Source organism: Massilia sp. TWR1-2-2 (assembly GCF_049897565.1).
In the GTDB taxonomy this organism is placed as follows: Bacteria; Pseudomonadota; Gammaproteobacteria; order Burkholderiales; family Burkholderiaceae_D; genus JAFCUW01.
This window is the reverse complement of sequence record NZ_JAFCWM010000004.1, coordinates 62918-88051: the sequence shown is the minus strand read 5'-3', so window position 1 is coordinate 88051 and position 25134 is coordinate 62918. Positions and strand designations below refer to the sequence as shown.

Sequence of the window (25134 nt, the reverse complement as noted above, 5' to 3'; positions counted from 1 at the left end):
GGCAACCTGCAAGGAGCAATCCCTCATGAACCAACCAGTCCAGCTCGCCCCCGCCGCAATGCGCGCGGCGGCATCCCAGGCATGCGGCCTGCTGAAAGTGCTCGCCAACCCGGACCGGCTGCTGCTGCTGTGCCAGCTAACGCAAGGCCCGCTCTGCGTCAGCGACCTTGAAAGCGTGCTGGGAATTCAACAACCAACGCTGTCTCAGCAACTCGGCGTGCTGCGCGACGAAGCGCTGGTGACGACGCGGCGCGAGGGCAAGCAGATCTTCTACAGCATCGCCAGCGACGAGGCGATGGCGGTGATGGAGGTGCTGTACCAACTGTTTTGTAAAAATCCGAACGGAGCAACATCATGATGATCGATTCGGCACATTTCACGCCGTGGGCCTCGCTGGCCGGCGGCGTCTTAATCGGACTGGCCGCGACGCTGTTCGTGCTGTTCAATGGCCGCATCGCCGGCATCAGCGGCATCCTCGGCGGTTTGCTGCAATGGCCCGCGGGCGACATCGCCTGGCGCGTCGCATTCCTGTTCGGCCTGGTCGCCGCCCCTGTCGCATATGGCGTGTTCGCCCCGCTGCCAGCGGTGCAGGTCGACGCCAGCACCGCCACGCTGGTGGTCGCCGGGCTGCTGGTCGGCATCGGCACGCGCTATGGCGCCGGCTGCACCAGCGGCCACGGCGTGTGCGGCCTGTCGCGACGCTCGCCACGCTCGCTGGTGGCGACAGCGGCCTTCATGGCGGCAGGCTTCGTGACCGTTTTCATCGTTCGCCACCTCATCGGATAAGGAGCGCCTCATGCACATCATCATGGCACTGGCTGTGGGCCTGGTCTTCGGCATCGGCCTGATCATCTCCGGCATGACCGATCCGTCCAAGGTCATCGGTTTCCTCGACCTGGCCGGCCGCTGGGATCCCTCGCTCGGTTTCGTCATGGGCGGCGCGATCCTGGTCGGCCTGGTCGCGTTCCGCTTCGCCGCCGGGCGCGACAAGTCGCTGCTCGGCGACGTCATGCGATTGCCCACCGCCACCCGTATCGACCGCCGCCTGGTACTCGGCAGCCTGGCCTTCGGTTCCGGCTGGGGACTGGCCGGCTACTGCCCCGGCCCGGCGCTGGCGTCGCTCGCCGGCGGTGGCAGCGAGCCGCTCATGTTTGCCGCGGCAATGATCGTCGGCATGGTGATCTTCGAACTGCTGGAACACCTGCCGTCGCGCCACAAGCACGCCGCCTGAGGAACGACGCCATGCTGATCGTGCTCGGACTGGGATTCGTCGTTGGCATCATCCTCGCGCTCACCGGCGCCGGCGGTGGCATCCTGGCGGTGCCACTGCTGGTGTTCGGCATCCAGATGGGCGTCGCCCAGGCTGGCCCGATCGGCCTGCTGGCAGTCGGCATGGCGGCAGCGCTGGGCGCTGTGCTTGGCCTGCGCGAGGGCATCGTGCGCTATCGCGCGGCCATGCTGATCGCCGCGTCCGGCATGCTGCTGTCGCCGCTCGGCTTGTGGCTGGCGCACCGGCTCGACAACCGCTGGCTCAGTGTCCTGTTCGCCCTGATCCTGCTGCTGGTGGCCTTTCGCACATTCCGCCAGGCGACGCACCCGCCGGCGGCCGTCCCGGCGAACGTGCACTCCGCGCATCCTTGCCAGCGCGACGGCGCAACCGGCCGCTTCATCTGGACCAGCAGCTGCGCGCGCGCGCTGGCGCTGTCGGGCACCGTCGCCGGCCTGCTGTCAGGCCTGCTGGGTGTCGGCGGCGGCTTCGTCATGGTGCCGGCGTTGCAGCGCTACACGGACCTGGCGATGCAATCGGTGGTGGCGACCTCGCTGGCGGTAATCGCCCTCGTCTCGGTGACCGGTGTCGTCGCCAGCGCCGCCACTGGCGGCATGGTATGGAGCGTAGCGCTGCCGTTTTCGGCCGGCGCCCTCGCCGGCATGCTGGGCGGCCGACTGGTATCGGCGCGCCTGGCCGGCCCCCAGCTGCAGATCGGTTTCGCTGTCGTGTCGGCTGCGGTTGCCGTCGGCATGCTGGTCAAGTCGGCCTTGTGAACTTGCCCTTAACCTCGCCTCTTTGGAGACCCGCGATGAACGTCAATCCTCTCCAGCTGTTCGATGCCGAATCATCGACTTTTACCTATATCCTGGTCGCCGACGATGACAAGTCGGCCGTCATCATCGACCCGGTCGAGCGCCATTGGGAGCGCGACCTGGCGCACCTGCACCGGCTCGGCCTGACGCTGGCCTTCGTGCTCGAAACCCACGCGCACGCCGACCATGTCACATCGGCGGGCAAGCTGCGCGAGGTCACCGGCGCCCAGGCCGCGGTGCCGTCGGGCTGCGGCATCACGCCGGCCGAGGTGCAGCTCGACGATGGCGACATCATCTGCTTCGGCCCCGATGAGCAGATCGAGGTACTGCATACGCCTGGCCACACCGCGGGCAGCGTGAGCTACGTCTGGCGCGGCAATGTGTTCACCGGCGACACCTTGTTGATCGACGGCTGCGGGCGCACCGACTTCCAGAGCGGCAGCTCGGCGGCGCTGTTCGACAGCGTCGTCGGCAAGCTGTTCGCACTGCCCGATGCCACGCGCATGTGGCCCGGTCACGACTACAAGGGCCAGTCGGTGTCGACGATCGGCTGGGAGAAACGGCACAACGCCCGTCTGGCCAACCGCAGCAAGGAAGATTTTGGCGCGCTGATGGCGGCGCTGGACCTGCCCAAGCCGAAGCTGATCGACATCGCGGTGCCGGCGAACCAGAATCTCGGGCTGCCGCATGGCGCATGAGAATGACTTCAGCGATCCGGCGCGAACCTGGGATGCGCGCTTTGGCAGCCCCGATTTCTTGTTCGGCAGCGCGCCGAATGCATACCTTGCACGCCAGCGCGCGCTGCTGGCGGCGGGCCAATCGGCATTGGCCGTCGCAGATGGCGAAGGCAGGAACAGCGTCTGGCTGGCGCAGCGAGGGCTGCTGGTCGACGCTTTCGACATTTCCCCGGTCGGCGTCGCGAAGGCGGACGAACTATCCCGCCGCGCTGGCGTCAAGGTGAACCTGCACGTCAGTGATTGCGATTCCTGGGCGTGGCAACCGGAGGCCTACGATGTCGTCGCCGCAATATTTGTCCAGTTCGCCGGACCGGAGATGCGGCGGCGCCTGTTTGCCGGCATGGTCGCCACGCTCAAGCCGGGCGGCCGGTTGATCGTGCAGGGTTACACACCCAGGCAGCTCGACTACAAGACCGGCGGCCCAGGCTTGCTGGACCACCTGTACACCGGCGACATGATGCGGCAAGCGTTTGCCGCGCTCGAGATCGTCGAACTGCGTGAGTACGACGCCGTGCTCGACGAAGGCAGCGGGCATGTCGGCCCGTCCGCCTTGCTGGGCATGGTGGCGCGCAAGCGCAGCGCGTGACAAACAGCTATGGCTTGATGTAGGCGTAGCCTTCTTGCGCCTGCAACCGGCTCACTTCGGCAACGCCGGAGGGCACGATCGTCGCCTCGGGTATCACGCGCTTGCGGTCGATCTTGCGCGTCTCCAGCGTGTTATTGCAGACACGGAACTGCACGCTGCGGTTGGCCAACTCCTGCACCACCGCGTCATACGGATTGCCGTTCTTGTCCTGTGCGCCGTCGAGCAGGAAGTCGATGCCGGGACCGTGCGTGACCACCACGATCTTCGCCTTGGGACTGGCGTTGAGGTGATTGCGGATATTGTTCAACGCGGCCATCGGGTTGCTGCCGTCATTCATGTGATAGACGACTTTCTCTTCCCTGGCCGCCGCGCCGGCGACAGAGCACGCAGCGAATGCGAGGACCAGTACGGCAAAGAGAGTACGAGCGATTTTCATGGGAACTCCGTGTGTTTGGGTGGTGGGGTACTACTTTGCCAGAAGGCTTTCGCGCTCCATCAGCAGGTAGGTCTGATACGCATTGATCCGGTTGGCCTGGACGAATGCCGGATAGGAAGCAAATGGTTTCCAGTCGGCTTTCTGGTAGGCTTCCTCGAACGGTACCATGTCGGCTACCGCCTCTCCCATCGCCCGGCGCAGGAACAGCAGGTACGATCGGGTCAGTTCAAGGTCCTTCAGCGGCGCGCGCGACGCCTCGCCGTGACCGGGCACCACCACTTGCGGCGCAATCTTCAGCATGTCGTCGAGCGCGCCGAGCCAGACCTTGCTGTCTGCTTCGCCCACGAATGGAATCCTTCCGGTGAAGAACAGGTCGCCGGCGAACAGCATCTTGTCGTCATCGACGGCGAGCATGATGTCATCGGGCGAATGGGCGGCGGACATGTCGAGCACGCGGAAACGCACGCCGCCGAGCGTGAACGCAATCGTCTTGCCGGCGTCGAAATGCAGCCAGCGGTCGGCCGGCACCAGCCGCGTTTTCTCGTCGACCCACGGCTTCAGGTCGGCCTTGCGCTGCGCCAGGCGCGATGGCGCGATATCGGACGACAGATATTGGCGGCCGTTTTCGTGCGCCCATACTTCCGCCCCAACCGCCTTGAACGCTTGCAGCCCGTAAAAATGATCGGCATGGTAATGGCTGACGATGACGCGCCGGATCGGCTGCGCGGTGATTCTGCGAATCGCGCTCACCATCGCCTCGCCCAGCGCCGGCGTGCCGAGCGCATCGAATACCACCACGCCGTCCGGCGTGACGACGAAGCCCGCATTCGACATGAAACCCTGGTTGGCGGGATCGGCCATGCCGGTATGGCCATGGAAGTAGTACACGTGGGGCGAGACCTTCACTGGCGCGAGCGTGCGCGGCTGCGCCGACGCGGTGCCGGCGGCACAAGCCAGCAGCGCCGCTGCCAGGCTGGCAAACCAACGACGGCTCATGCGCATGGCGCCCCCTGACAGTGCGACGTTTTCGTTGTTCATGCAGGCTCTTTTCCGATGGTTAGTGTGGGGGATCGCCGGGGCGTGCCGAAGCGGCGCCCGCCAGCTTGGCGCGCGCTTCGCCGACCGCCCGGTCGAGGTAGGCACCGTACATGCCGGAGACGTCGCCGCCGAGCAGTGGCGGCGCCAGCAACTTGCCCTCGCGGTCGAGCATGACGACGGCCGGCGCCACCTGCAAGCCATAGCGCGCCGCCAGCACGCTGCCGCTGGATTGCTCGCCGTTGAACCCGGCCAACGGCGTCGTCGCGGTCAACTCCAGTTCGCGCACGACGAGGCGGTCCGCCGCCCGCGGCAAGCGCGTCAGCGGCGCCAGGTAATTGCGCCGTACGACGTCGCAATACTGGCACGCTGGCAGCGAGAACAACACGACCAGCGGGTTGCCGCTCTTTGCAGCGAGCGCGCCGTCGGCGCGCAGGTCCACCGGCGCTGCCAGCGCCGGCTTGGCGGCCGCTTCGGCGCTGCCGGCGAAGGCGGCGTACATCGCCCAACCGGCCAGCAAGCGCACTGCACGCCTGCCAGAACGCGGCCGCTTCGATGACGGGCAGGATCCGGGCGCGCTATTCACTCGACAGCCTTGTCATCGTCATGCGTTCCTTATCGAGCTTGTAGCTCCATGGCAGGTCGGCGTTCTTCCAGCCGTTCACCACCCGCTGGCCCTGCCTTGGCCCGCTGGTGGCGACATCGCCTTCGAAGCCGTCGACGACGCTAAATACGCTCGCATACCCGAGCTGGGACAGCAGGTTGGCGGCGCGCGCGCTGCGGTCTCCCGAACGGCACATGACGATGACGACATCGCCCTTGCCGAGTCCTTTGGCCGCCATCCGCCGCGCCAGTTCCGGCCCGAAGTCGCTGTTGACCTCGAGCTTGAAGCGGCCCGCCTTGTCGTCCCACGGCGCATCGTCCGGATGCTCGACGTAGGCGATGTTGGCATCGGCGACGGTCGGCATGCCGAGGTACGCGACCTCGTAGCGCGTGCGCACGTCGACGAAGAATGCCTTCGTTCCCATCTTCTGCTTGAGGGCATACGCTTCGCGCGCGTCGAGATAGCGGCCGGCCGTGGTCTGCTTGATGACAGGAACGACGGTTGCCTCGACCGCTTGCGCCTGCGTGTGCGCCAGCGCCAGCGTGGCGCAGGTGGCAACTATCCAGCGCCGGACGCGCATGCGCTGGCTGGCCCGGCGGTCAGGCCTGGCGTTCACGCCAGCATCCCGGCATTGCCCTGCATGCCGATCAGGCGCGGTGTATTGAGCTTGCGCGGCGTGACGGTCTTGTGCGCCTTGAGCCACTGCGCCACGACGTCCCACACGGGTTCGCCCTGCGCGCCCTCCGCCACCGGCGCCCAGCCTGCCACCTTGTACGTCTTGCCGGCCTCGATCAGCTTGCCGTTGAGACGCATGTCGCTGATGCGCGAGCCCATTGCCGCATCCGGCTCGATGGCGTAGGTCATGCCGCCGACGCGCACCATGTCGCCGCCCTGCTGGTAATACGGATCCTTGTTGAACAGGTTATCGGCCACATCCTCCATCACGGTCTTGATCGTGCTGCCGCTCATGTTCGTCAAGGTACTGTACGAATAGGTCGTCGCGGTCTGGTCCATCAGGTGCTCCATCAGGATCGGGCTGTTCGGCAGCAACGACGTGCCCCAGCGGAACCCCGGCGAGAACGCCATGTCGGCGCCCTTGACGTCCATCAGCGCATCGATGATCAACTGGTCGAAGGTGCCGTTGAAGTTGCCGCGCCGATACAGCGTACCCTCGGTCATCGCCAGCTTCTCGCCAAGCTTCGCCTCGTACGGCGCGCGCACCTTCTTGATCAACGTGCTCATGCCCGCGTCAGCGGGCAGCATGTTCGAAAACACCGGCAGCAGGCGGTACTGGAAGCCCTGCACGGCGCCGCCGCGCACGTCGAAATCGAGCACGCCGAGGAACTTGCTGTTGCTTCCCGCGTTCGTCACCAGCGTCTTGCCGCCACCGTTGGCGACGATCACCGGCACCGGCACGCCATCGTGGGTATGGCCGCCCATGATGGCGTCGATGCCGCGCACGCGCGAGGCCATCTTGAGGTCGACGTCCATGCCGTTGTGCGACAGCACCACGACGACCTTCGCGCCTTTGGCGCGCGCTTCGTCGACCATCTTCTGCATGTTCTCTTCCTGGATGCCGAAGCTCCAGTCGGGCACCAGGTAGCGCGGATTGGCGATCGGCGTGTAGGGAAACGCCTGGCCGATGATCGCCACCGGCACGCCGTTCATTTCCTTGATGACGTAAGGAGCGAACACCTGGTCGCCGAAGTCGCTGGTCTTGACGTTCTGCGCGACGAAGTCGACCTTGCCCTTGAAGTCCTTGTTGACGATTTCCTGCACCCGCTTGTCGCCCAGCGTCATTTCCCAATGCGCCGTCATGACGTCCACGCCCAGTTCCAGGCAGGCGTCGACCATATCCTGGCCGTTGGTCCACAGCGCCGTGCCTGACCCTTGCCAGGTGTCGCCACCGTCGAGCAGCAGGGCGCCGGGCCGGCCGGCGCGCATGCGCTTGACCAGGGTCGCCAGGTGGGCGAAGCCGCCAACCTTGCCGTAAGTGCGGGCGGCCTGCTCGAAATTGAGCGAGGTAAATGCATGGGCCTGCGGCGTGTTCGGCTTCAGGCCGACCTGCTTGAGCAACTGCTCGCCGACCAGGTGCGGAATGCGCCCGGCCGCGCTGCCGACGCCAAGGTTGACGCTGGGCTCGCGGAAATGCACCGGCATCAGTTGCGCGTGGCAATCGGTGAAATGCAGCAAGTGGACATTGCCAAAGCGCGGCAGGTCGTACAGGTTGCCGGCGGCGGTGCCGGCAGCGAGCGCCGACTTCGCGTTGAGCAGCAGGCCGCCGGCGGCGGCGATCCCCATCAGTTGCGCAAATTCGCGCCGATTCATTCCCATCGTGATTCCTTGTTTTGCTGTGCGAGCGGTTATTTGTTGACCGGCGATGCGGGGTCGAGCAACAGCGCCATGACGTCCTGCAGCTGCGCCTCGGTCAAGATGCCGTTGTGGCCGAAACGGGGCATGTTCGAGCACGCCGCGTATGCCTGGGCGTTGTAGATCTTGCCCCAGGTGTACTTGAGCATCTCTTCGCTGTTGCCGCGGATTTTTCCGTACTGGTACAGGCTCGGGCCGATATTTCCAAACGAAATCTCCTGCTTGGTGATCTGGTGGCACGCATAGCAATTGCCGCCGTTGGCCGCGCCGAGCGCGTCCGACGACTGCATGCCGCGTCCGCTCTGGGCAATCTTCTCGCCCTCCTGCCAGCTGCCGAGGTACTTGCCATTCGCCGGGGCCTTGATGGTCTGCATCTGGCTCGCCTCGATCCGGCTGTTGACTTCGCTGCTGCGCTCGGTGGCAAATTCGCTGCACAGTTGCTGCGCTTCGTCGCGCACCGTCACGCGCTCCAGCGTCGCCGGGCCCTTGGTGCGGAAGTCCTGCTTGATCAGGTCGAGCGCGACCCGGCGGTAGTCTGGCTCAGCGGCAATGGTGGCGCAGCCGGCCAGCGTGGCGCCGCCGAGCAAGGCAATCAGTGTTTTCTTCATCGGGGTCATGTGCGCCTCCTTATCGTTTCAGGGCCGGGCCGGCATACACGCCGCCGTCGGCATTCTTGGCCAGGAACATCGTGATCGCGGTGATCACTTCCGATGCGTACACCGGCTCGGGGAAGCGCTGCTGGCGGAAGCAGTCATTCAAGCGGTGCTGCATGGTGCGCACCTCTCCTTGCGACACGCGGTAGGCCGGCCAGGTCGTATAGGCAGCCTGCGCGTTGGCCTTGTTGAGGATATTCGGCAGCTCCTGCAGGCGGATCCGCTGGCCGTCGGACGAGTGACAGGTGGCGCAGGCAAAGTCGTGCGAGCCGCCGCGATAATAAAACATCTGCTTGCCGGCCTCGTAGGCCCGTTTTTCCAGCGGATGCGCGGTCGACACGGCCATTTTCATGCCACGCGATTCGGACGTGACGTAGGCGACCAGCGCTTCGATATTCGACTGTTTGCCGGCGGCGCCGAACGGCTGCCTGACCGCTTCCTCGCGGCTGATGCCCTGCAAGGTCATGCGGCAGTGAATCAGCCGCTGCTCCAGGTCCATCACGGTGCCGGTATCGTTGAAAAAGCGCGGCAGTTCGACGTAGGCGCCCTTGACCACGCCGGCGCCTTTACCGAGGTCGCAGCGTTCGAGGCTGGCCTTGGCTGGCCCGGCCCTGGTTTTCCACAGTTCCTCGCCGCGCATTTCCCACAGCTCGGCCGGATTGCCGTCGGCCAGCATCTGGCGGTACTTGGCGATCTCGTCGGTCGCAGAACTCTGGGCCAAGGCGGCGCCCGCGGCGCATAGCAGCGCGGCGGCGGTCAAGCCAAATCGATTGCTGGTCATGTCGTCTCCTTCATTGATCGTGCGGTCGGGCGCCGCACTGGGTTGTTGCGGTTGAACGGTGGCGGTCAGCTGACCGTGCCTTCGTCGGTGCGGGTGTCGCCGGCGGTGTCGATCCACGTCACGCTGACCTTGTCGCCGGCGGCGGCGCCCTTGAACTTGAACGACAGGAATGGATCCTTCGATACGGAAGGCCCGAAGCTGGCGTCGAAGACCACCTTGTCCTTGTGCTTTGCCACCAGCGTCTTGATGTAGTGCGCCGGCACCACGGCGCCTGTCGCGTCTTTGCGCTGGCCGGTTTCCATGTCGTGCCGCATGAGGATCTTTACTTCGACAACGTCGCCAGCCATGCTGGCGCGAATACGCATTGGGTTACCCATTTCTATATCCTTTGTATGTTGGTTCGCAGTTCTTTGCCGGACGTCTTAGCCGCCGCAGCCGCCGAGCGTCACTTTGATTTCCTTGGAAGCGACCAGCCACTTGCCGTTGGCGCGCGCCAGCGCGTGCACGTTCGAGGTCGCCCCCATTTTCACGCGCGTCGTCACCGCCGCCTCGGTACCGGGCGGGATGTTGAAGCTGGCTGACATCGCACTCGGATTCTTGTCGACCAGGATCGCCATGAAGTCGGTGCCGGCCGCCTTGCTGGCGACCGATACCGGTACCACCGCGCCGTTTTCGGCAATGTCAGGACCGGTGATCGACACGTCCGAACTCAGTTCGAACTTGTCGCCGCCCAAGGCCTTGACGGCGTCGGCCAAACTCTTGGCGTCAAACACCTTCTGGCTCCACTCCGCGGCAAATACATCCTTGGGGCTGAGCACCCCTGCCGCGAACGCCGCACCCAATACCGCCGAAATCCGCATTACATCGCGCCGACTCTGATTCATAGTTCCTCCAAAAATTAGTTGATACCGCCGATGAGCGCGATAGTTATTTGACCTGCGCCATGTATTTCGACAGGCGGTCCTTGTTCATGACAAAGCTCTTCGACAGGACGTCCGCCTGTTTTTGCGCCTCGGCCAGATTGACCGGCTTGCCGACCTGAATCACGCCGGCCATCGCCATGATCTTGTGCGGGTCGCAGGCATACACGTACACGCCTTCGTGGTTCAGCGTGACGGCGATTTCCTCGTCCATCTTGCCTTTCCATGCCTGCGCGCCGGCCGGCACGGCCAGCGCCGCGCTGTTGTGCGAGGCGTCGGTCTTGATGAACTTGACGGTGTCGCCCTTCGCCACGCGCAGGAAGCCCGGTTCGAACACCATCGCACCGTCGGCGCCGGCGTTGAGCATCTTTACCTGGTGCTCTGCAGCGAAGATACTTCCGCATGCGATCGACAACGTCAAGGCAAATACCAATTTCTTCATCATTTCTCCATTAAAAAACTACTGACTATTTCGCGCTGCCGAGGATCCACTTGACCAGCGTTTTCGCATCTTCTTCATTCACATGGGACTGCGGCGGCATCGGGATCGGCCCCCATGCGCCGCTGCTGCCGAGTCTCAATTTGGCGAGCAGTGTGGCAGCGGCGGCAGGATCGTCACGGTATTTGTCGCCCACCTGGACAAAGCTCGGCCCCATCACTTTGGTGTTGACGCCGTGGCAGGCGAGGCAGGCGTTGTTTTGCAGCAGCGCCATGGCCGGATGCGCGACTGCCGCGGCCACCACCGGCGCCGGCGCGGCGTGACGTTCGAGCTTGCCCTGCGGCGCCGGCCTGCTGGTGTCGACGCCCCGTACCGCGCCGAACGTACGGTTCTGCTGGCTGAGGTTGCCGTGCGCATTACGCGACGGCTCCGGCAGCGTCGAGCGAACCGCCTCTCCGACCGGACAATTTTTCATGCACGCCTTGCTGGCCACGTCGGGCTTGCCGCGCACTTCCCACATGCCATGTTGCGTCGTCATGCCGTTGCGGTTTGGCATGCGCGCCTGCGCCTGGCCGATGCTCTGGTCGGACAGCACGAAATCGTCAGCGACGATCTCGCCCATGTTCAGGATGTACGCGGTCACCGCGTACACCTCGTCCGTCGTCAGCGACTTCGGCGCCGTCCATGGCATCGCCCGGTTGATGTAGTCCCACAGCGTCGACACGGTGGCCACTTTCATCAAGGTGGTCTTCTGCGGCTGCTTTCCATCGGTCAACGACGCCACCCGGCCGCTCTTGATGTCCGCGGCGCTGGTGCCGCCGACAATCGGCGTGAACACTTCATTCGATTCGCCGAACGTGCCGTGGCAGGACGCGCATTTGCCTTCCCACACCTTCATGCCTGCGCTGACGCTGCCCGAACCTTTCGGCAAACCCTTGAAGTCCGGGCGCACGTCGATGTCCCAGGCCGCCACTTCCGTCGGCGTGGCCGTGCGGCCGAGGTTGGTCAGCGGCGCGGCGGCGCCGGCGGCGCCGCCAAACAATGCGGCGGCCAGCGCGGCCAGCGCCAATTTAGTAGACCTGGACATTGGCTAGCTCCCCCGATGGCGCCACCTGCCAGGATTGGATGGCGTTGTTGTGATAGATCGAGCGGGTGCCGCGCACCGCGCGCAGTTCATTGATCTTCGGCTGCACGTAGCCGGTGTCGTCGATCGCGCGCGACTGCAGCACGGCAGTATCGCCATGCCAGTCCCAGTCGATGTTAAAGCGCGTCAGGCACTTGGTCAGCACCGGCGTTTCCAGGCGCGCCGTGCGCCAGTTCTTGCCGCCGTCGACCGAGACGTCGACCCGCTTGACCTTGCCGCGGCCCGACCACGCCAGGCCGGTGATGTTGTAAAAGCCGGTGTCGAGCAGCCGCTGGCCGGCCGACGGGCTGGTGATGACCGACTTGCATTCCTGGATCGAGGTGTACTGGCGGAACGAGCCGTCCGGCATCGCATCCATGTAGTGGATCGCTTCGTCCTTGCTCGCGTAGGGCTGGTCGCCCACTTCGATGCGACGCAGCCATTTCACCCACGACACACCCTGCACGCCGGGCACGACCAACCGCAGCGGATAGCCATTCTCCGGGCGCAGCATTTCGCCGTTCATTCCCCAGGCCACCAGCACGTCGTCGAGGGCGCGGTCGATCGGGATGGTGCGCGTCATCGACGAGCCGTCGGCACCCTCGGCCAGCACCACCTTCGCATTGCGCTTGTCAAAGCCGCAGTCCTCCAGCAGCACCGACAGCGGCACCCCGGTAAATTCGCTGCAGCTGAGCATGCCATGCGAATACTGCACCGACGGCACCGCCACATTGCCCCACTCCATCGCCGTGTTGGCGCCGCATTCGATGAAATGCATCCGCGACACCGACGGCATGCGCATCAGGTCGTCCATCGTGTAGACCTTTGGATTGCGCACCATGCCGTTGACCATCAGCCGGTGCTTGGCAGGATCGATATCGTGCCAGCCCTGGTGATGGCGTTCGAAGTGCAGGCCGGAAGGCGTGATGATGCCGAACAGGCCTTGCAAAGGCGTAAATGCGACCGACGCGGCCGACACGCGCGTCAGGCCTGGCGACTCGCGCCGCAGCAAGTTCGTCTCGAACGAGGACGGCACGCCGTAGGGATTCGCGGCAACCGGCTTGCCGAGGGTGCGCGCATGCTCGGGCAGCACCAGGATGTTGGGGTCACCTTCATTGATGCGTTGCGCGACGCTGCTGCCGGCGGCCAGTGTGGCGCCGGCGGCAAGCAAGCTGCGCCGCATGAACCCGCGCCGGCCTGCATCGAGGCCCCCGCGGTTGACCTCGTCGATCTGTTGGGCGGTCAGGAAATTTTCAGGCGCCTTGAGCAGGCGACCGGCTTTACGGATCAAATTTGTCATCGGTTGGCGTCTCACTATGTTTCTATATTTTTCTATTGCCATACAACTAAATGCGCATATAGCCAGATATGCATATTCGTGCCGCGCACCGACAACGGCAGAAGCTTCATGCTTCCTTGATGACGAATGTTTCCGTGGCGGGCTGCATCAGGCGGCTGGTACTGACAACCTTTTCCACCATCTGCTTGCACACCACCTGACACAGTTCGATCGCATTCTGGTCCTCGATCCGGTAATACACCTGGGCGCCATCCTTGCGCCGCTGCAGAATGCGGGCTTGGTACAGCATGTTGAGCTGGCGCGACACGTTCGCCTGGTTCGCTTCAATTTCCTTGACGATTGCGCCGACCGGCTGTTCGCCGTTGCACAACGCATACAGAATCTTTAGCCGGGTCGGCTCGGACAGGAGAAAAAAGTAGTGTGAAACTTCCTCGAACACTTCCTTCATCTGCTCGCTGTTGAGATCATCCTTCATCGGTGCGCATTCAATCATATGATCAAGTACGCATATAACCAAATTTGCGCCGAATTAACAAGCAACTTCGATGTTGCAGTGCAAAAGATGATCGATTCGCCACAGTCGCCGGCGCGTCAGAACTGGCTAGAACTCGCCGTTGGCGCCGCGCTCGAGCATCGCGCGCAAGGTCAGGCGCACCCGCCCGATCGCGTCACGCACCGTGGGGGGCATCTTGCGGCCCATCTTGATCAGCATGTCCATGTTCATGGTGTGGATCCACAAGCCGTCCTCCTGCTCGACGAGCGCAATCCGGCACGGCAGGAACACCGCCATGGCCGGGCTGAAATCGACCATCAGGCGCGCGGTGGCCGGGTCGCAGTAGGAATACACCTTGAGAAATCGCCCCGTCTGGCCGGAACGCGCAGCGAGCTCATTGGAGATGGACAGCTCGCCGACCGGGCGCACGTTATGCTCGACGGCCACGCCGGCGAAGGCCTCCTCGATCTCGGCCACCGTCACCCCTGCCTTGACCTTGCGCGACCACGCCGCGGCGCTGGCGACATCGCCACCGGAATCGACCCAGCGTGAAAAGACTGCAGCAGCTTCTTTTCCGGCCCCGCTTTCGGCATCGGCGACAACGCGCAACGTCGAGCAACCGGCCAGCGCGACAACCGCGGCGGCGGCAAACAAAGATCGGACCAACAACATTGCGCGCATAGGGATGAATCGAGCGGGAGGTTAGACGGGTTGCCTGCCGCGAACTATACTATAACCATCGCCTTGCCAGCATCTGCCGATCCGTGAACGAGCGTCCTGAGTGTCCCCGTGCTGGTTCGGTTTGATAACCCTGGCAAACTAGTTTCCATTGCGCAAGACGTTGGGTTAGAATCGTGCGTCAAGCGGCACCAGTTGGTGCCGCTGTTGAACCGACTCCGGCACTGCGTCACCAAACCCGGGTCGACCGCGCACCGAAGCAAGCGGCCCACATACTACCTTCGCCCGCGCACGTTTGCGCAACAGGACGCACATGAATGACATCTTGAAACGCAATCGTGTCACCGTCGTCGGCAATGATGGCCCGACGATGCTGTACGCCCACGGCTTCGGCTGCAACCAGGCGATGTGGCACAAGGTCAGCGGCGCGTTCGGCGAGTACCGCCAGGTGCTGTTCGACTACACCGGCAGTGGCGCCGGCGGCGCGCCGTTCGATGTCCGGCGCTATGCCAGTCTCGACGGTTATGTGCAGGACCTGCTCGATGTCTGCGATGCGCTCGGCCTGACCGAAGGGGTGCGCTTTGTCGGCCACTCGGTCAGCTGCAGCATCGGCTTGCTCGCCTCGATCGCCCGCCCAGCCCTGTTCGAGCGGATGATCCTGATCGCTCCGTCGCCATGCTTCCTCAATGATCCTCCCGACTATTACGGCGGCTTCGAGCGCGAAGACCTCGCCGCCCTGCTCGACATGATGGAGCAGAACTATATCGGCTGGGCGCAGTATCTGGCGCCGGTAGTGGCCGGCGCCGCGCAGGCCGAATCGACCGGCGCGGAACTGGCGGCGAGCTTTTGTTCAACCGATCCGCTCGCCGCCCGGACATTTGCGCGGGCAACGTTCTTCGCCGACAACCGCGCCGACCTCGCCGCGGTGACGGTTCCGTCACTGCTGCTGCAGCATCGCCACGACGCGCTGGCGCCACTCGCCGTGGGCAACTACCTGCATGCCCACATGGCCAACAGCCGGCTGCAAGTGCTCGACGTCAGCGGGCACTGCGCCCACATGAGCCACCCGGACCTGGTGGTGGCGGCGATGCGCCCGTATTTGTCGCTGACCGCCGACAGCCTGGTGGCGCCAAGTCGATGAACCCGTTCGACCAGCTTCCCTGCGCCGTGCTGCACACTGACGGGGACGGCAAGATTGTCCGGATGAATGCCGAATTGATGCGCATCCTCGGCCCCGCTTCGCCGGTGCGCCCGGACGCGCCGATGGACCAGCTGCTGCCGCCGGCGAGCCGCATTTTCCTGCAGACCCACGTCTGGCCGATGCTGCTGCGCGAGGGCGCAGTGCGCGAAATCTACCTGCACTTGCGCGCCGCCGATGCGACCCGCATCCCGGTGATGGTCAACGCCAGCGGCGATGGCGCGCGCGCCGGCTACACCTGGGTCATGTTCGTCGCCCGCGAGCGCAGCCTGTTCGAGGCCGAACTGATCAAGGCACGCAACCGCGCCGAAGCCGGCACGCGCGCGCTGGAGGGAAGCGATCATTTCACCCATGCCGTCGCCGACCTGAGCGGACGGGCGCTGGCCTTCCTCGACGTGTCGGGCCGTTGCAAGTTCAGCAACGCGCGCTTCGCCGCCCTGCTTGGAGACCACCATGCCAAGCTCGACTACAGCGCATGGCCCGCACTGATCGAGCCGGACGCGCGTGCCATGCACCGGCAAGCAGTCCAACAGGCGCTGACCGGCGCCGCGCCAAGCTCGGCGGCGCTGGCGGTGGCGCTGACGGGCCGCCCTGCGTGGTCGGTGCGCTATCTGTCGAGCCGCTCGAAAGCGGGTATCTTCGATGGCTGCTTCCTGGTCGAACAGCGCCCGATTGCCGCGCCTTGAGGGGCGACGAAATTACTGCTGCCAGCGCGCTGCGCCACGTATAATCGCAAGCAACAATTCGCACCCACCCTGCCAGGAATGAAGATGCCATCACTATCGCGCGCTGCTGTCCCCTTGCTGCTGGCCGGCGCCGCGATCGGTGTCGGCTGGTTTGCGTGGCAGCGCGGCCATGCCGCGCCGGCCGAGGCGATCACCATTGCCATCCCCATCCAGATCAGCGCCGGCGCCGTGTTCGTCGCCCGCGACAAGGCCTATTTCAGCCGCCGGCAGCTGGCGTTGACGGTGCAGTCTTTCATGCTGGGCAAGCAAGCATTGCAGTCGGTGCTCGACGACAAGGCCGACCTCGCGCTGGTGGCCGACGTCCCTTTCATGTTCGCGCGCGCCAGCGGGCAGCCGATCGCCGTCGTCGCCACCGTATTCGCATCGCGCCACACGATGGCGCTGCTGGGCCGGCGCGACCGCGGCATCAGAACGCCGGGCGACATCGCCGGCAAGACGGTCGGCACGGTCAAGGGTACCAACGCCGAGTACTTCCTCGACAAGCTGCTCGCCATGCACGCCATTCCCGACGCCGCCGTCAAGATCGTCGAGCTCCAGCCAGCCCAGTTCGAAGAGGCGCTGCGCAGCGGCCGGGTCGACGCGCTGACCGCCTGGAATCCGCTGCTGAACCGGATGCAGGCCGAACACGGCGCCAATGCCACCGTGCTGATGGAGCCAGACATGTTCGTCTACCGCTTCGTGCTGGTGGGAAAGAGGCAATTCCTCGACGCCCATCCGCAGCGGGTGCGGCGCGCGCTGGACGCGCTGGCCGACGCCGTGGCGACCATCGAGGAACAGCCGGCCGACGCGCAGGCGCTGATCGCGCGCGCCATCGGGATGCAGCCGCAGCAACTGGCGGCCTCGTTTCGCGCCGGCGACTATACGCTCTCGCTCGACCAGTCGCTGCTGCTCTCGCTCGACGACCAGACCCGCTGGGCCTTGAAACGCGGCCTGATTGCGGCAGGCGAGGTGCCCAACTATCTCGACGCGATCGATGTGCGGCCGCTGTCACTGGCGCAACCGGCCGCCATCAAGCTGATCCGGTAAGCGCCATGACCTTGCACCGCCAAACCAACTGGTTCATCCTTGCCGCCAGCGTCGCTATCGCGCTGTGCCTGGCGTTCACGCTGTACGCCAGCGCGCTGGCGCGCGATGCGGCCGCGCAAGCCGGCAAGGCCGAGGTGGTCGCCCGTGCGACCGCCCAGTTCCGCTACCTGGCCATGGAAACGGCGCTCTACCAGGAAGACCGGTCCGAAGCGCAGTGGCGCGCACGGATCGGCAGTTTCCGCACCGCCCTGGCAGCCCTGGACCAGGACTCGGCGCCGGCGCGCGCACTGCTGGCGCGCCAGTACAGCAACCTCGAAGTGATCCAGCGCCTGTACGCCAGATTGGCCCGTCCCGGGATCGCCCCACTGGTCAGTGGCGGCGCCGCCAGCGCGCAACACGCCCCGGCGATCATGAACGCGCTGTTCCTGGTCACCCAGGAAATGGCGGACGATGCGTTCGCGCTGACGCGCCTGAGCCGCGAGGAGCTGGGCAGCTCACAGCAGTTGCTGTCGACGCTGATGCTGCTCAACGTGGTGATGCTGGGCAGCCTGATCGCGCTCGGCAGCCTGGCCATCCGGCGCCGCGTGCTGCGCCCGATCGAAATCCTGAAAGATGTCATGGAAGCGGTCTCGTCGGGAGACCTGGCGGCCCGCGTGCGGCTGCCGCTGGCCGACGAACTCGGTTTCCTGGCCAGCACCTTCAACGGCATGACCGACCAGCTCGTGCGCACGCAGGCATTGATGCGGGAAGAAATTGTCCAGCGCGAGTTGGCGCAGCAGGCCCTGCAGGCGAGCATGGCCGACCTGGCGCGCGCGCGCGCCGACGTCCAGACCGTGATCGATCACACCCCCGCGCTGGTGGTCTACTGGGATGCCGAACTGGTCAACCGCTTCACCAACCGCGCCTCGTACGACTGGCTCGGCCTGGCGCCGGAACAGGTGCAGGGGATGCGCATGGTCGACCTGGTCGGGCGCCGCCGCTTCGCCCTGCACGAACCGCGCGTGCGCGCCGTCATGCGCGGTGAAACGGCGCTGTTTGAATCGCTCGTCGACCTGCACGACGGCCAGCAGCGCCAGGCGCTGTTTTCCTACATCCCCGATATCGCCGACGGCGTCGTCAAGGGGTTTTACGGTTTCGTCAGCGACGTCACCGCACTGCGCGAGGCCGAGGCCGGCCAGGCGGCAGCGCTGGCGCAACTGCGCGGCGTGGTCGATGCGGCGCGCGATTTTGCCATCATCTTGACCGACACGGCCGGTACCATTGCCCTGTTCAGCCCTGGCGCCGAACGCATGCTCGGCTACCGCGCCGACGAACTGGTCGGCGCCAGCACCCCCGAGTTGCTGCACGATCGCGCCGAATTGCTCGCGCGCGTCGACAGTCTGGGCGACAGCCTGGGCCCGTTGCCCAGCCTGTACAGTGCCGTCTTCGCGCCCGTCATGGGCGGCGGTTCGGAATCGCGCGAATGGACCTATCGGCGCAACGATGGCAGCGCGCTGACGGTCAGCCTGACCATGTCGGCGGTGCGCGACGACGCCGGTGCCGTGATCGGCTACCTCGGCATGGCCAAGGATATCGGCATCGACAAGGCGCGCCAGCGCGAACTGATCGCCGCGCGCGACGCCGCGCAGGCCGCCAGCCAGACCAAGAGCCAGTTCCTGGCCAACATGAGCCACGAAATCCGCACCCCGATGAATGCGGTGATCGGCATGCTGCAGTTGCTGGAGTACACCGAGCTGACGGCGATCCAGCGCGACTATACGAGCAAGACGCTGGGCGCGGCCAGGTCGCTGCTGGCGCTGCTCAACGACATCCTCGACCTGTCGCGCATCGAAGCGGCCGGACTGCAGCTCGAGGAACACAATTTCGACCTCGCGGCCCTGACGGCCGAGTTGTCGTCGATGCTCGGCGCGCTGGTCGGCGACAAGCATCTCGAACTGATCCTGAGCGTCGATCCGGCTTTGCCGCGCCACCTCTACGGTGATGCCATGCGGCTGCGCCAGGTGCTCATCAACCTGGCCGGCAACGCCATCAAGTTCACCACCCGCGGCGAAGTGCGCCTGTCGATCGGCCACAGCGACGATGGCCTGATCGTGTTTGCCGTCAGCGACACCGGCATCGGCATCGCCGCCGACAAGCTCGAGACGATCTTCGACCAGTTCAGCCAGGCCGAGGAATCGACCACCCGCCGCTTCGGCGGCACCGGGCTGGGACTGGCGATCAGCCAGCGGCTGGTGCGGCTGATGGGAGGCGAGATCGACGTGGCGAGCCGCCCGGGCCACGGCAGCAGGTTCAGCTTCGCGCTGGCGCTGCCGGCAACGGCACCGGGCGACGTGTCGGCGCCGCGCGGGATGTTGCCGATCGCGCGCGCCGGCAACACCCTGCGCGTGCTGATCGTCGACGACAACGGCGCCGCGCGCGAAGTGCTGTCGGGCATGGTCGAGGCGCTCGGCTGGCGCGCCGACTGCGCCGCCGATGGCCCGCAGGCGCTCGCCATGCTGGCGCAAGCGGCGCGCTACGACGTCATCCTGGTCGACTGGCGCATGCCCGGCATGGATGGCTGGGAGCTCACCGGCAGGATCGCCCGCCAGTGCGGCGCCGACGAGCTGCCGGTGGTGATCATGGTCACCGCGAGCGGGCGCGCCGAGCTGTCCGAGCGGATGCAGCAGGCCAGCATCCTGCCGCACGGCTTCCTGGTCAAACCGGTCACCGCGCCGATGCTCATCGATGCGATCCAGGAAGCGACCGGCCCGAGGGCGGCGCCGGCGGCGCCGGCCGGCAGCGGCACGCCGGCCACGCCGCTGGCCGGGCTGCGGCTGTTGCTGGTGGACGACAATCCGCTGAACCAGCAAGTGGCGCGCGAACTGCTGGCCAAGCGCGGCGCCCTCGTCACGGTGGCCAATGGCGGCGCCGCCGCGGTGCAGCTGGCGCTGGCAACGCTGGCGCCGTTCGATGCCGTGCTGATGGACATCCAGATGCCGGACATGGACGGCTACGAGGCCACCCGCGCCATCCGCGCCGATCCGCGCGGCCGGCAGTTGCCGATCCTGGCGATGACGGCCAACGCGATGCAGGGCGACCGCGAGTTGTCGCTGGCGGCCGGCATGAACGACCATTTGAGCAAGCCGATCGACCTCGACCGCGTCGTCGCGGCGCTGTTGCAGCACTGCCGGGCTGCGCCGGAGCAGCCGCCGGCCGCGCCGGCTGGCCCGCCGCGCTTGCCGCGGCCGAAGGACAGCGCGATCGATTTCGACCTTGCCGTGCGCCGCCTCGGCGGCGATACCTCGATCTATTTTAGCCTGAGCGGCATTTTTGCCGCCGAATCGGATGCGCTGATCGAAGAACTGGCCTGTTGCTTTGCCGGGCGCGCATGGAAACAGGCGGCCGATCGCCTGCACTCCTACAAGACCGCGGCGGGCATGATCGGCGCCGACGACCTGCACCATTTCGCCGGAACGCTCGAACAGCAACTGCGCACATCGCCCGAGCAGGTCGACTGCGCGGGCACGTTGACGACGATTGGCACGGCGGTGGCAGCCATCCAGACTGAATTGCGCTTGATCGAACAGGCGAACCGCCCCGCGCCGGCGGCGCCGGCGCCGTCACGCTCGATCGCCGGCCTCGCCGCCTGCCTCGATGAGCTCGATCCCTTGCTCGACCAGGCCAGCATGCGCGCCCTGACCGTGTTCGGTACACTGCAGGCCGACTACGGCGCCCATCTCGGCGATCGCCTGGACCGTCTGGCCGGCGCCATGGCCGCGCTGGACTTCCGCGCGGCGCGGACCCATAGCAACTACCTTCGCGAGGGATCGACCTGATGCAAGAGTCTCATTTTCTGTCCGACCCGATCGTCATCGATGCGCCACCGCCGCTGCTGCTGGTGGTCGATGACCAGCCGAGCAATATCCAGACGCTGTATGCGATCTTCAAGGACCGCTACGAAGTGTGCATGGCCGTCAACAGCGCCGACGCGCTGGCATTTTGCGCCAGGCGCACGCCCGACCTGATCCTGCTCGACGTCGTGATGCCTGGCATGGGCGGCTATGCGCTGTGCGCGTTGCTCAAGAGCGATCCGCGCAACTGCGACATCCCGATCATCTTCGTCACCGGCAACGCCGATCCGCTCGACGAGGTCCAGGGTTTCGAAGTGGGCGGGGTCGACTTCATCGCCAAGCCGTTCCACGCCACCGTGGTGCGGGCGCGGGTCCACACCCAGCTCACGCTCAAGCGCCAGGCCGACCTGCTGCGCATGATGGCGCTGGTCGATGGCCTGACCGGCGTCGCCAACCGGCGCCAGTTCGACACGGTGCTTGGCAGCGAGTGGCGGCGCTGCGGGCGCAGCAAGCAGCCGCTGTCGCTGATCATGATCGACGTCGATCACTTCAAGCGCTACAACGACCGTTACGGCCACCAGCAGGGCGACGTCTGCCTGCGCGCGGTCGCGGGGGCGATCAAGGCGGCGATGCGCCGCCCGCACGACCTGGCGGCGCGCTATGGCGGCGAGGAATTTGCCTGCCTGTTGCCCGATACCGCCCTGGAGGGCGCGCTGATGAAGGCGGCCGAGATCGAGGCGGCGGTGCGCGCGCTGGCGCTCGAACACGCCGATGCGGCGCTCGGCGGCATCGTCACCGTCAGCGTCGGCGTCGCCGGCATCGCCGCGCCGCGCCAGCTCGACGAGACTGCGCTGGTGCAGGCGGCCGATGCGCAGTTGTACCGCGCCAAGCGGGAAGGCCGCGCGCGCGTCTGCGGCGCGTCCCTGTAACGGCTAGCGCGCCGGTACCTGGCCGGCCAGCAGCATCGGCCAGAACGACGCCAGCGCCATCGGCCGGGCGTACAGGTAGCCTTGCATGGTGTTGCATCCCATGGCCATCAGCGCATCGGCTTGGCCCTCCTGTTCGACGCCCTCGGCAACCAGCGCGATGCGCAGGCTGCCGGCCAGGTGGATGATGGCCGAGATGATCGAGGCGTCCTGGGTGTTGCTGAGCATGTCGCGGACAAACGACTGATCGATCTTGAGCACGTCGATCGGGAAATTTTTCAGATACGCCAGACTCGAGTAGCCGGTGCCGAAATCGTCGATGCTGATGATCACACCGGTGCGCTTGAGTTGCAGCAGATTGGCGCGCGACCGATCGATGTCGCGCATCAAGGTGCCTTCCGTGATTTCGAGCTCCAGCAGCGCCGGCGCGATGCCGCCCGCTTCGAGCGCGGCGCCGATGCGGGCGGCGAAGCCCTCCTCCTGGAACTCCTGGCCCGAGATGTTGATGCTGATGCGCGTCGGGCAACCGGCGGCAACCAGCGCTGCCAGGTCGCGGCACACCTGCTCGAGCACGAAGCTGCCGATCTGCACGATCATGCCGGTCTCCTCGGCCAGCGGGATGAAGTCGGCGGGCGACACGTGCACGCCGTCGGCGCGACACCAGCGCAGCAACGCTTCGCCCCCCACGATGCGGCCACTGCGGGCGTCCACCTTGGGCTGGTAAGCAATCGAAAACTCCGCCTCGTCGAGCGCGATGCGCAGGTCGCGGTCGAGCGCGTTGCGTGCCAGCAGGCTTTCCTCGATTTCCGAGGCGAAGAAATGGTAACGGTTCTTGCCATCCTGCTTCGCCTTGTACATCGCCGCATCGGCATGGCGATACATCGCATCCTGGTCGCTGCAGTCGTCCGGATACAGGCTCAGGCCGATGCTCGCGGTCAGGTCATAGCGCACCCCATCGTGGTATAGCGGCGCCGCCACCAGCGCCAGCAGATCGCGCGCCACCTGGTCGGCGTAGGCGACTTCCTCGAGGGCCGGGATCAGGATCACGAATTCGTCGCCGCCCTGGCGGCTGATGGTGTCGCTAACGCGCAGGAATGTGCGCAGGCGCTCGGCCAGCTGCTTGAGCAAGGCGTCGCCGATGGTGTGGCCGATGGCACTGTTGATGGCCTTGAAATTGTCCAGGTCGAGCAGCAGCAGCGCCACCCGATGGCCCGAGCGGCTGGCATGTTCGAACGCTTGGCTGGTGCGGTCGCGCAGCAGCACCCGGTTGGGTAAATCGGTCAACGCGTCGTGCTGGGCCAGGTGGGTCATCTTGAACGCCATCGCGCGCGCCTCGCTGACATCGTGGAACACGATGATGGCGCCGCTGCGGTTGCCGTCGGCGTCGACGATCGGCGCGGCCGAGTCTTCCACCGCGTAGCGCCGGCCGGCGCGGCCGATCAGTTGAGAATCGAAGGCCATGCCGACGATGCGGTTCTCGCGCAGCGCGATGCGGATCGGATTGACACTCGGCTCGCCACTGGCGCCGTCGCACAGCGGCATGACCGTCTCGATCGCCAGACCGAGCGCCTCGCCGGCGCAAAATCCCGTCATCAGTTCGGCAACCGGATTGATGAAGGTGACCCTGGCGTCGCCATCGGTGGCGATGACCGCGTCGCCGATCGAATTCAAGGTCACGCGGAATTTCTCCTTCTCTTCGCGCAGTGCCAGCTCGGCCAGCTTCCTGGCGCTGACGTCGGTGAGCAGCAGCAGATAGCCGCGGCGGCCCTTTTCGCGCATGCGGCACACCAGCGCGGCATGGCAACAGCGCTGCTGGCCTTGATGTTGCACGCACATTTCGAACTGCGCTTCGCCACCATCGTCGAGCGCAACAGCATGGGCGATGACCAGCGCCGCGTTGTCCGGCCCGACCACTGCTGCCAGCGGACGCAGGCGCATCGCCGAGGCCGGCACACCGAACCAGCGGCCATCGCGGTCGTTGCTGAACCGGTTGACAAAAGCGACGTCCCAGAAGGCGACGAAGGCCGGCAGCGAATGCACCAGGTCCATCAGGTCGTGCCGGGCCAGGCGCAATTGGCGGGTGCGCTCGCCCAGTTCCAGATGGGTGCGCACGCGCGCGCGCACCACCGCCAGGTTGAACGGCTTTTGCACAAAATCGACCGCGCCTTCGTTCAATGATGCCAGTTCGTGCACCGCGCTGTCGTGGCCGGTGACGAAGATGATGGCGCAGCCGGCCGTGCGCGGCGACGCCTTCAGCGCCTTGCAGACGGCGTACCCATCCATGCCCGGCATCTCGATGTCGAGCAGGATCACGTCGGGCGCGCGACTGAATGCCAGTTCGAGCGCGGCGATCCCGTCGGTGGCGAACACGACCTGCGCCAGGCCCTCGACCGCCTTGCCCAACAAGGTGATATTCGCCGCAACGTCGTCGACGATGAGAATCAGCGCTTCGCCGCGGTTGCTGCCTTGCGATTTTGAAACAACTGTATGCATGTCGTCCTTACGCTGCGACCCGCTATCCGCCGCGGCATTCGCCCCGAAAATACTATTAATTGTATAACAATTCCAGCCCGATTCGTCGCTTTGGCTAACAATTTTCCGCCCAGCAGACAGCCCTGGAAATCATCGCGGCCAAGCTCCCTGGGCACCACCAGCTGCGCCAGCGTTTCTACCCCTTCCGCCATCACCGCAAACGCCAGGCTATCGGTCGGGCTGACGATGCTGTGCACGATCGCCCTGTCGCTGGCGCTGCTGGTGATGTCGCGCACAAACGACCGGGCAAAATACTTTCCGTCAGCTCCAGGTTGAGCAGGTGCGGATCGGCGCCGACGCGGGCAAGAGCCAGTTCTATCAGCGCCACGAATTCCAGGGCGCGCAATTGCGCGGCGCTGACATCGACCGCCACGGTCAACCGTGCGGTCGAGGACTGCCCGGCCCAGCAGGCAAACTGGATCGTGCCAGCGCAGCAGCAGCTCGGCGCCCGAGACGTTGCCCGATGCATCGCACTGCGCCTGGAAATACGGCACGAACTGCAAGCACTGCGATCGACTGTGACGGCCGCGGCCAGCCGCGCGGCGACCGCGGCAGCGAGCGGCCAAAGGGGAAAACTGGGGTTTGTCAGGCGAAACGCGCTTGCCAGCACAGCGGGCCGGGGTGGTTCGACGATGGCGC

At 65.7% G+C, this 25134-nt stretch carries 27 protein-coding genes; 11 read left to right on the top strand and 16 right to left on the bottom strand.

The window, feature by feature from the left end; genetic code table 11:
- Window positions 1–25 precede the first annotated feature (25 nt).
- From ACP7DD_RS05340 to ACP7DD_RS05315, 6 genes are read left to right on the top strand one after another with little or no spacing between them, the layout of a single operon-like run.
- Window positions 26–358, top strand: coding sequence for a metalloregulator ArsR/SmtB family transcription factor (locus ACP7DD_RS05340; RefSeq protein ID WP_426173669.1), 333 nt, complete (start codon window positions 26–28; stop codon window positions 356–358).
- The gene (locus tag ACP7DD_RS05335) at window positions 355–786 is read left to right on the top strand and encodes a YeeE/YedE family protein (protein ID WP_426173668.1); all 432 of its coding nucleotides are present in this window, start codon (window positions 355–357) and stop codon (window positions 784–786) included. The genes ACP7DD_RS05340 and ACP7DD_RS05335 overlap by 4 nt, the downstream gene beginning before the upstream one ends.
- Window positions 787–796: 10 nt before the next feature.
- A complete protein-coding gene (locus ACP7DD_RS05330) occupies window positions 797–1231 on the top strand; it encodes a YeeE/YedE family protein (protein ID WP_426173667.1) in 435 nt (144 codons plus the stop codon).
- An 11-nt stretch (window positions 1232–1242) separates the two neighbouring features.
- Window positions 1243–2043 (top strand): sulfite exporter TauE/SafE family protein, encoded by an 801-nt coding sequence (locus ACP7DD_RS05325; protein ID WP_426173666.1) that lies wholly within the window; start codon window positions 1243–1245, stop codon window positions 2041–2043.
- A gap of 35 nt (window positions 2044–2078) precedes the next feature.
- Window positions 2079–2780 (top strand): MBL fold metallo-hydrolase, encoded by a 702-nt coding sequence (locus ACP7DD_RS05320; RefSeq protein WP_426173665.1) that lies wholly within the window; start codon window positions 2079–2081, stop codon window positions 2778–2780.
- Window positions 2770–3405, top strand: coding sequence for an SAM-dependent methyltransferase (locus tag ACP7DD_RS05315; RefSeq protein ID WP_426173664.1), 636 nt, complete (start codon window positions 2770–2772; stop codon window positions 3403–3405). The genes ACP7DD_RS05320 and ACP7DD_RS05315 overlap by 11 nt, the downstream gene beginning before the upstream one ends.
- 7 nt (window positions 3406–3412) lie before the next feature.
- Here ACP7DD_RS05315 and ACP7DD_RS05310 read toward each other — a convergent pair whose 3' ends face one another.
- The 14 genes from ACP7DD_RS05310 to ACP7DD_RS05245 form a co-directional block, all read right to left on the bottom strand.
- Window positions 3413–3841, bottom strand: coding sequence for a DsrE family protein (locus ACP7DD_RS05310; RefSeq protein ID WP_426173663.1), 429 nt, complete (start codon window positions 3839–3841; stop codon window positions 3413–3415).
- Window positions 3842–3871: 30 nt separating this feature from the next.
- Complete coding sequence (locus ACP7DD_RS05305; protein WP_426173662.1) at window positions 3872–4879, bottom strand: MBL fold metallo-hydrolase; 1008 nt, start codon at window positions 4877–4879, stop codon at window positions 3872–3874.
- 19 nt (window positions 4880–4898) lie between these two features.
- Window positions 4899–5402 (bottom strand): thioredoxin, encoded by a 504-nt coding sequence (locus ACP7DD_RS05300; RefSeq protein WP_426173661.1) that lies wholly within the window; start codon window positions 5400–5402, stop codon window positions 4899–4901.
- A gap of 52 nt (window positions 5403–5454) precedes the next feature.
- Complete coding sequence (locus ACP7DD_RS05295; RefSeq protein ID WP_426173660.1) at window positions 5455–6096, bottom strand: rhodanese-like domain-containing protein; 642 nt, start codon at window positions 6094–6096, stop codon at window positions 5455–5457.
- On the bottom strand, window positions 6093–7808 hold the full coding sequence (soxB, locus tag ACP7DD_RS05290; protein WP_426173818.1) for a thiosulfohydrolase SoxB: 1716 nt from the start codon (window positions 7806–7808) through the stop codon (window positions 6093–6095). The genes ACP7DD_RS05295 and soxB overlap by 4 nt, the downstream gene beginning before the upstream one ends.
- Before the next feature lie 35 nt (window positions 7809–7843).
- Window positions 7844–8458 carry a sulfur oxidation c-type cytochrome SoxX gene (gene soxX, locus ACP7DD_RS05285; protein WP_426173817.1) on the bottom strand — a complete coding sequence of 205 codons (615 nt, stop codon included), beginning with the start codon at window positions 8456–8458 and terminating at the stop codon, window positions 7844–7846.
- A 19-nt stretch (window positions 8459–8477) separates the two neighbouring features.
- A complete protein-coding gene (soxA, locus tag ACP7DD_RS05280) occupies window positions 8478–9284 on the bottom strand; it encodes a sulfur oxidation c-type cytochrome SoxA (protein ID WP_426173659.1) in 807 nt (268 codons plus the stop codon).
- A gap of 65 nt (window positions 9285–9349) precedes the next feature.
- Window positions 9350–9661 carry a thiosulfate oxidation carrier complex protein SoxZ gene (gene soxZ / locus ACP7DD_RS05275; protein WP_426173658.1) on the bottom strand — a complete coding sequence of 104 codons (312 nt, stop codon included), beginning with the start codon at window positions 9659–9661 and terminating at the stop codon, window positions 9350–9352.
- A 45-nt stretch (window positions 9662–9706) separates the two neighbouring features.
- Window positions 9707–10168, bottom strand: a complete 462-nt coding sequence (soxY, locus tag ACP7DD_RS05270) for a thiosulfate oxidation carrier protein SoxY (protein ID WP_426173657.1) — start codon at window positions 10166–10168, stop codon at window positions 9707–9709.
- A 43-nt stretch (window positions 10169–10211) separates the two neighbouring features.
- Window positions 10212–10646, bottom strand: coding sequence for a pseudoazurin (locus tag ACP7DD_RS05265; RefSeq protein ID WP_426173656.1), 435 nt, complete (start codon window positions 10644–10646; stop codon window positions 10212–10214).
- Window positions 10647–10671: 25 nt separating this feature from the next.
- Window positions 10672–11730 carry a c-type cytochrome gene (locus tag ACP7DD_RS05260; RefSeq protein ID WP_426173655.1) on the bottom strand — a complete coding sequence of 353 codons (1059 nt, stop codon included), beginning with the start codon at window positions 11728–11730 and terminating at the stop codon, window positions 10672–10674.
- Complete coding sequence (soxC, locus tag ACP7DD_RS05255) at window positions 11714–13066, bottom strand: sulfite dehydrogenase (RefSeq protein WP_426173654.1); 1353 nt, start codon at window positions 13064–13066, stop codon at window positions 11714–11716. The genes ACP7DD_RS05260 and soxC overlap by 17 nt, the downstream gene beginning before the upstream one ends.
- Window positions 13067–13172: 106 nt before the next feature.
- Window positions 13173–13541 (bottom strand): ArsR/SmtB family transcription factor, encoded by a 369-nt coding sequence (locus ACP7DD_RS05250; protein WP_426173653.1) that lies wholly within the window; start codon window positions 13539–13541, stop codon window positions 13173–13175.
- Window positions 13542–13667: 126 nt separating this feature from the next.
- Window positions 13668–14231 carry a DUF302 domain-containing protein gene (locus tag ACP7DD_RS05245; protein WP_426173652.1) on the bottom strand — a complete coding sequence of 188 codons (564 nt, stop codon included), beginning with the start codon at window positions 14229–14231 and terminating at the stop codon, window positions 13668–13670.
- 331 nt (window positions 14232–14562) lie between these two features.
- Here ACP7DD_RS05245 and ACP7DD_RS05240 point away from each other — a divergent pair, with 331 nt between their 5' ends.
- From ACP7DD_RS05240 to ACP7DD_RS05220, 5 genes are all read left to right on the top strand, one after another.
- Window positions 14563–15378 carry an alpha/beta fold hydrolase gene (locus tag ACP7DD_RS05240; protein WP_426173651.1) on the top strand — a complete coding sequence of 272 codons (816 nt, stop codon included), beginning with the start codon at window positions 14563–14565 and terminating at the stop codon, window positions 15376–15378.
- Window positions 15375–16121 (top strand): PAS domain-containing protein, encoded by a 747-nt coding sequence (locus ACP7DD_RS05235; protein ID WP_426173650.1) that lies wholly within the window; start codon window positions 15375–15377, stop codon window positions 16119–16121. Before ACP7DD_RS05240 ends, ACP7DD_RS05235 begins: the two co-directional genes overlap by 4 nt.
- Before the next feature lie 84 nt (window positions 16122–16205).
- Complete coding sequence (locus ACP7DD_RS05230; protein WP_426173649.1) at window positions 16206–17207, top strand: ABC transporter substrate-binding protein; 1002 nt, start codon at window positions 16206–16208, stop codon at window positions 17205–17207.
- A gap of 5 nt (window positions 17208–17212) precedes the next feature.
- On the top strand, window positions 17213–21022 hold the full coding sequence (locus ACP7DD_RS05225) for a response regulator (protein ID WP_426173648.1): 3810 nt from the start codon (window positions 17213–17215) through the stop codon (window positions 21020–21022).
- Window positions 21022–21966, top strand: coding sequence for a diguanylate cyclase (locus ACP7DD_RS05220; protein ID WP_426173647.1), 945 nt, complete (start codon window positions 21022–21024; stop codon window positions 21964–21966). The genes ACP7DD_RS05225 and ACP7DD_RS05220 overlap by 1 nt, the downstream gene beginning before the upstream one ends.
- Window positions 21967–21969: 3 nt before the next feature.
- Here ACP7DD_RS05220 and ACP7DD_RS05215 read toward each other — a convergent pair whose 3' ends face one another.
- Together ACP7DD_RS05215 and ACP7DD_RS05210 are read right to left on the bottom strand one after the other, a co-directional pair.
- Complete coding sequence (locus tag ACP7DD_RS05215; protein ID WP_426173646.1) at window positions 21970–24456, bottom strand: two-component system response regulator; 2487 nt, start codon at window positions 24454–24456, stop codon at window positions 21970–21972.
- Entirely contained in the window at window positions 24405–24731 is a 327-nt protein-coding gene (locus tag ACP7DD_RS05210; protein WP_426173645.1) for a hypothetical protein, read from the bottom strand. Before ACP7DD_RS05210 ends, ACP7DD_RS05215 begins: the two co-directional genes overlap by 52 nt.
- Window positions 24732–25134 lie beyond the last annotated feature (403 nt).

Bases quoted from the DNA above. Each gene is read 5' to 3' on its own strand.
- ACP7DD_RS05220 (WP_426173647.1), top strand. From the start codon at position 21,022: ATGCAAGAGTCTCATTTTCTGTCCGACCCGATCGTCATCGATGCGCCA.
- ACP7DD_RS05320 (WP_426173665.1), top strand. From the start codon at position 2,079: ATGAACGTCAATCCTCTCCAGCTGTTCGATGCCGAATCATCGACTTTT.
- ACP7DD_RS05315 (WP_426173664.1), top strand. From the start codon at position 2,770: ATGGCGCATGAGAATGACTTCAGCGATCCGGCGCGAACCTGGGATGCG.
- ACP7DD_RS05335 (WP_426173668.1), top strand. From the start codon at position 355: ATGATGATCGATTCGGCACATTTCACGCCGTGGGCCTCGCTGGCCGGC.
- ACP7DD_RS05305 (WP_426173662.1), bottom strand. From the start codon at position 4,879: ATGAACAACGAAAACGTCGCACTGTCAGGGGGCGCCATGCGCATGAGC.
- soxB (WP_426173818.1), bottom strand. From the start codon at position 7,808: ATGAATCGGCGCGAATTTGCGCAACTGATGGGGATCGCCGCCGCCGGC.
- ACP7DD_RS05250 (WP_426173653.1), bottom strand. From the start codon at position 13,541: ATGAAGGATGATCTCAACAGCGAGCAGATGAAGGAAGTGTTCGAGGAA.
- ACP7DD_RS05310 (WP_426173663.1), bottom strand. From the start codon at position 3,841: ATGAAAATCGCTCGTACTCTCTTTGCCGTACTGGTCCTCGCATTCGCT.
- soxZ (WP_426173658.1), bottom strand. From the start codon at position 9,661: ATGGGTAACCCAATGCGTATTCGCGCCAGCATGGCTGGCGACGTTGTC.
- ACP7DD_RS05215 (WP_426173646.1), bottom strand. From the start codon at position 24,456: ATGCATACAGTTGTTTCAAAATCGCAAGGCAGCAACCGCGGCGAAGCG.
- ACP7DD_RS05235 (WP_426173650.1), top strand. From the start codon at position 15,375: ATGAACCCGTTCGACCAGCTTCCCTGCGCCGTGCTGCACACTGACGGG.
- soxC (WP_426173654.1), bottom strand. From the start codon at position 13,066: ATGACAAATTTGATCCGTAAAGCCGGTCGCCTGCTCAAGGCGCCTGAA.
- ACP7DD_RS05225 (WP_426173648.1), top strand. From the start codon at position 17,213: ATGACCTTGCACCGCCAAACCAACTGGTTCATCCTTGCCGCCAGCGTC.
- soxA (WP_426173659.1), bottom strand. From the start codon at position 9,284: ATGACCAGCAATCGATTTGGCTTGACCGCCGCCGCGCTGCTATGCGCC.
- ACP7DD_RS05340 (WP_426173669.1), top strand. From the start codon at position 26: ATGAACCAACCAGTCCAGCTCGCCCCCGCCGCAATGCGCGCGGCGGCA.
- ACP7DD_RS05330 (WP_426173667.1), top strand. From the start codon at position 797: ATGCACATCATCATGGCACTGGCTGTGGGCCTGGTCTTCGGCATCGGC.
- ACP7DD_RS05325 (WP_426173666.1), top strand. From the start codon at position 1,243: ATGCTGATCGTGCTCGGACTGGGATTCGTCGTTGGCATCATCCTCGCG.
- soxY (WP_426173657.1), bottom strand. From the start codon at position 10,168: ATGAATCAGAGTCGGCGCGATGTAATGCGGATTTCGGCGGTATTGGGT.
- ACP7DD_RS05230 (WP_426173649.1), top strand. From the start codon at position 16,206: ATGCCATCACTATCGCGCGCTGCTGTCCCCTTGCTGCTGGCCGGCGCC.
- ACP7DD_RS05245 (WP_426173652.1), bottom strand. From the start codon at position 14,231: ATGTTGTTGGTCCGATCTTTGTTTGCCGCCGCCGCGGTTGTCGCGCTG.
- ACP7DD_RS05265 (WP_426173656.1), bottom strand. From the start codon at position 10,646: ATGAAGAAATTGGTATTTGCCTTGACGTTGTCGATCGCATGCGGAAGT.
- soxX (WP_426173817.1), bottom strand. From the start codon at position 8,458: ATGAAGAAAACACTGATTGCCTTGCTCGGCGGCGCCACGCTGGCCGGC.
- ACP7DD_RS05260 (WP_426173655.1), bottom strand. From the start codon at position 11,730: ATGTCCAGGTCTACTAAATTGGCGCTGGCCGCGCTGGCCGCCGCATTG.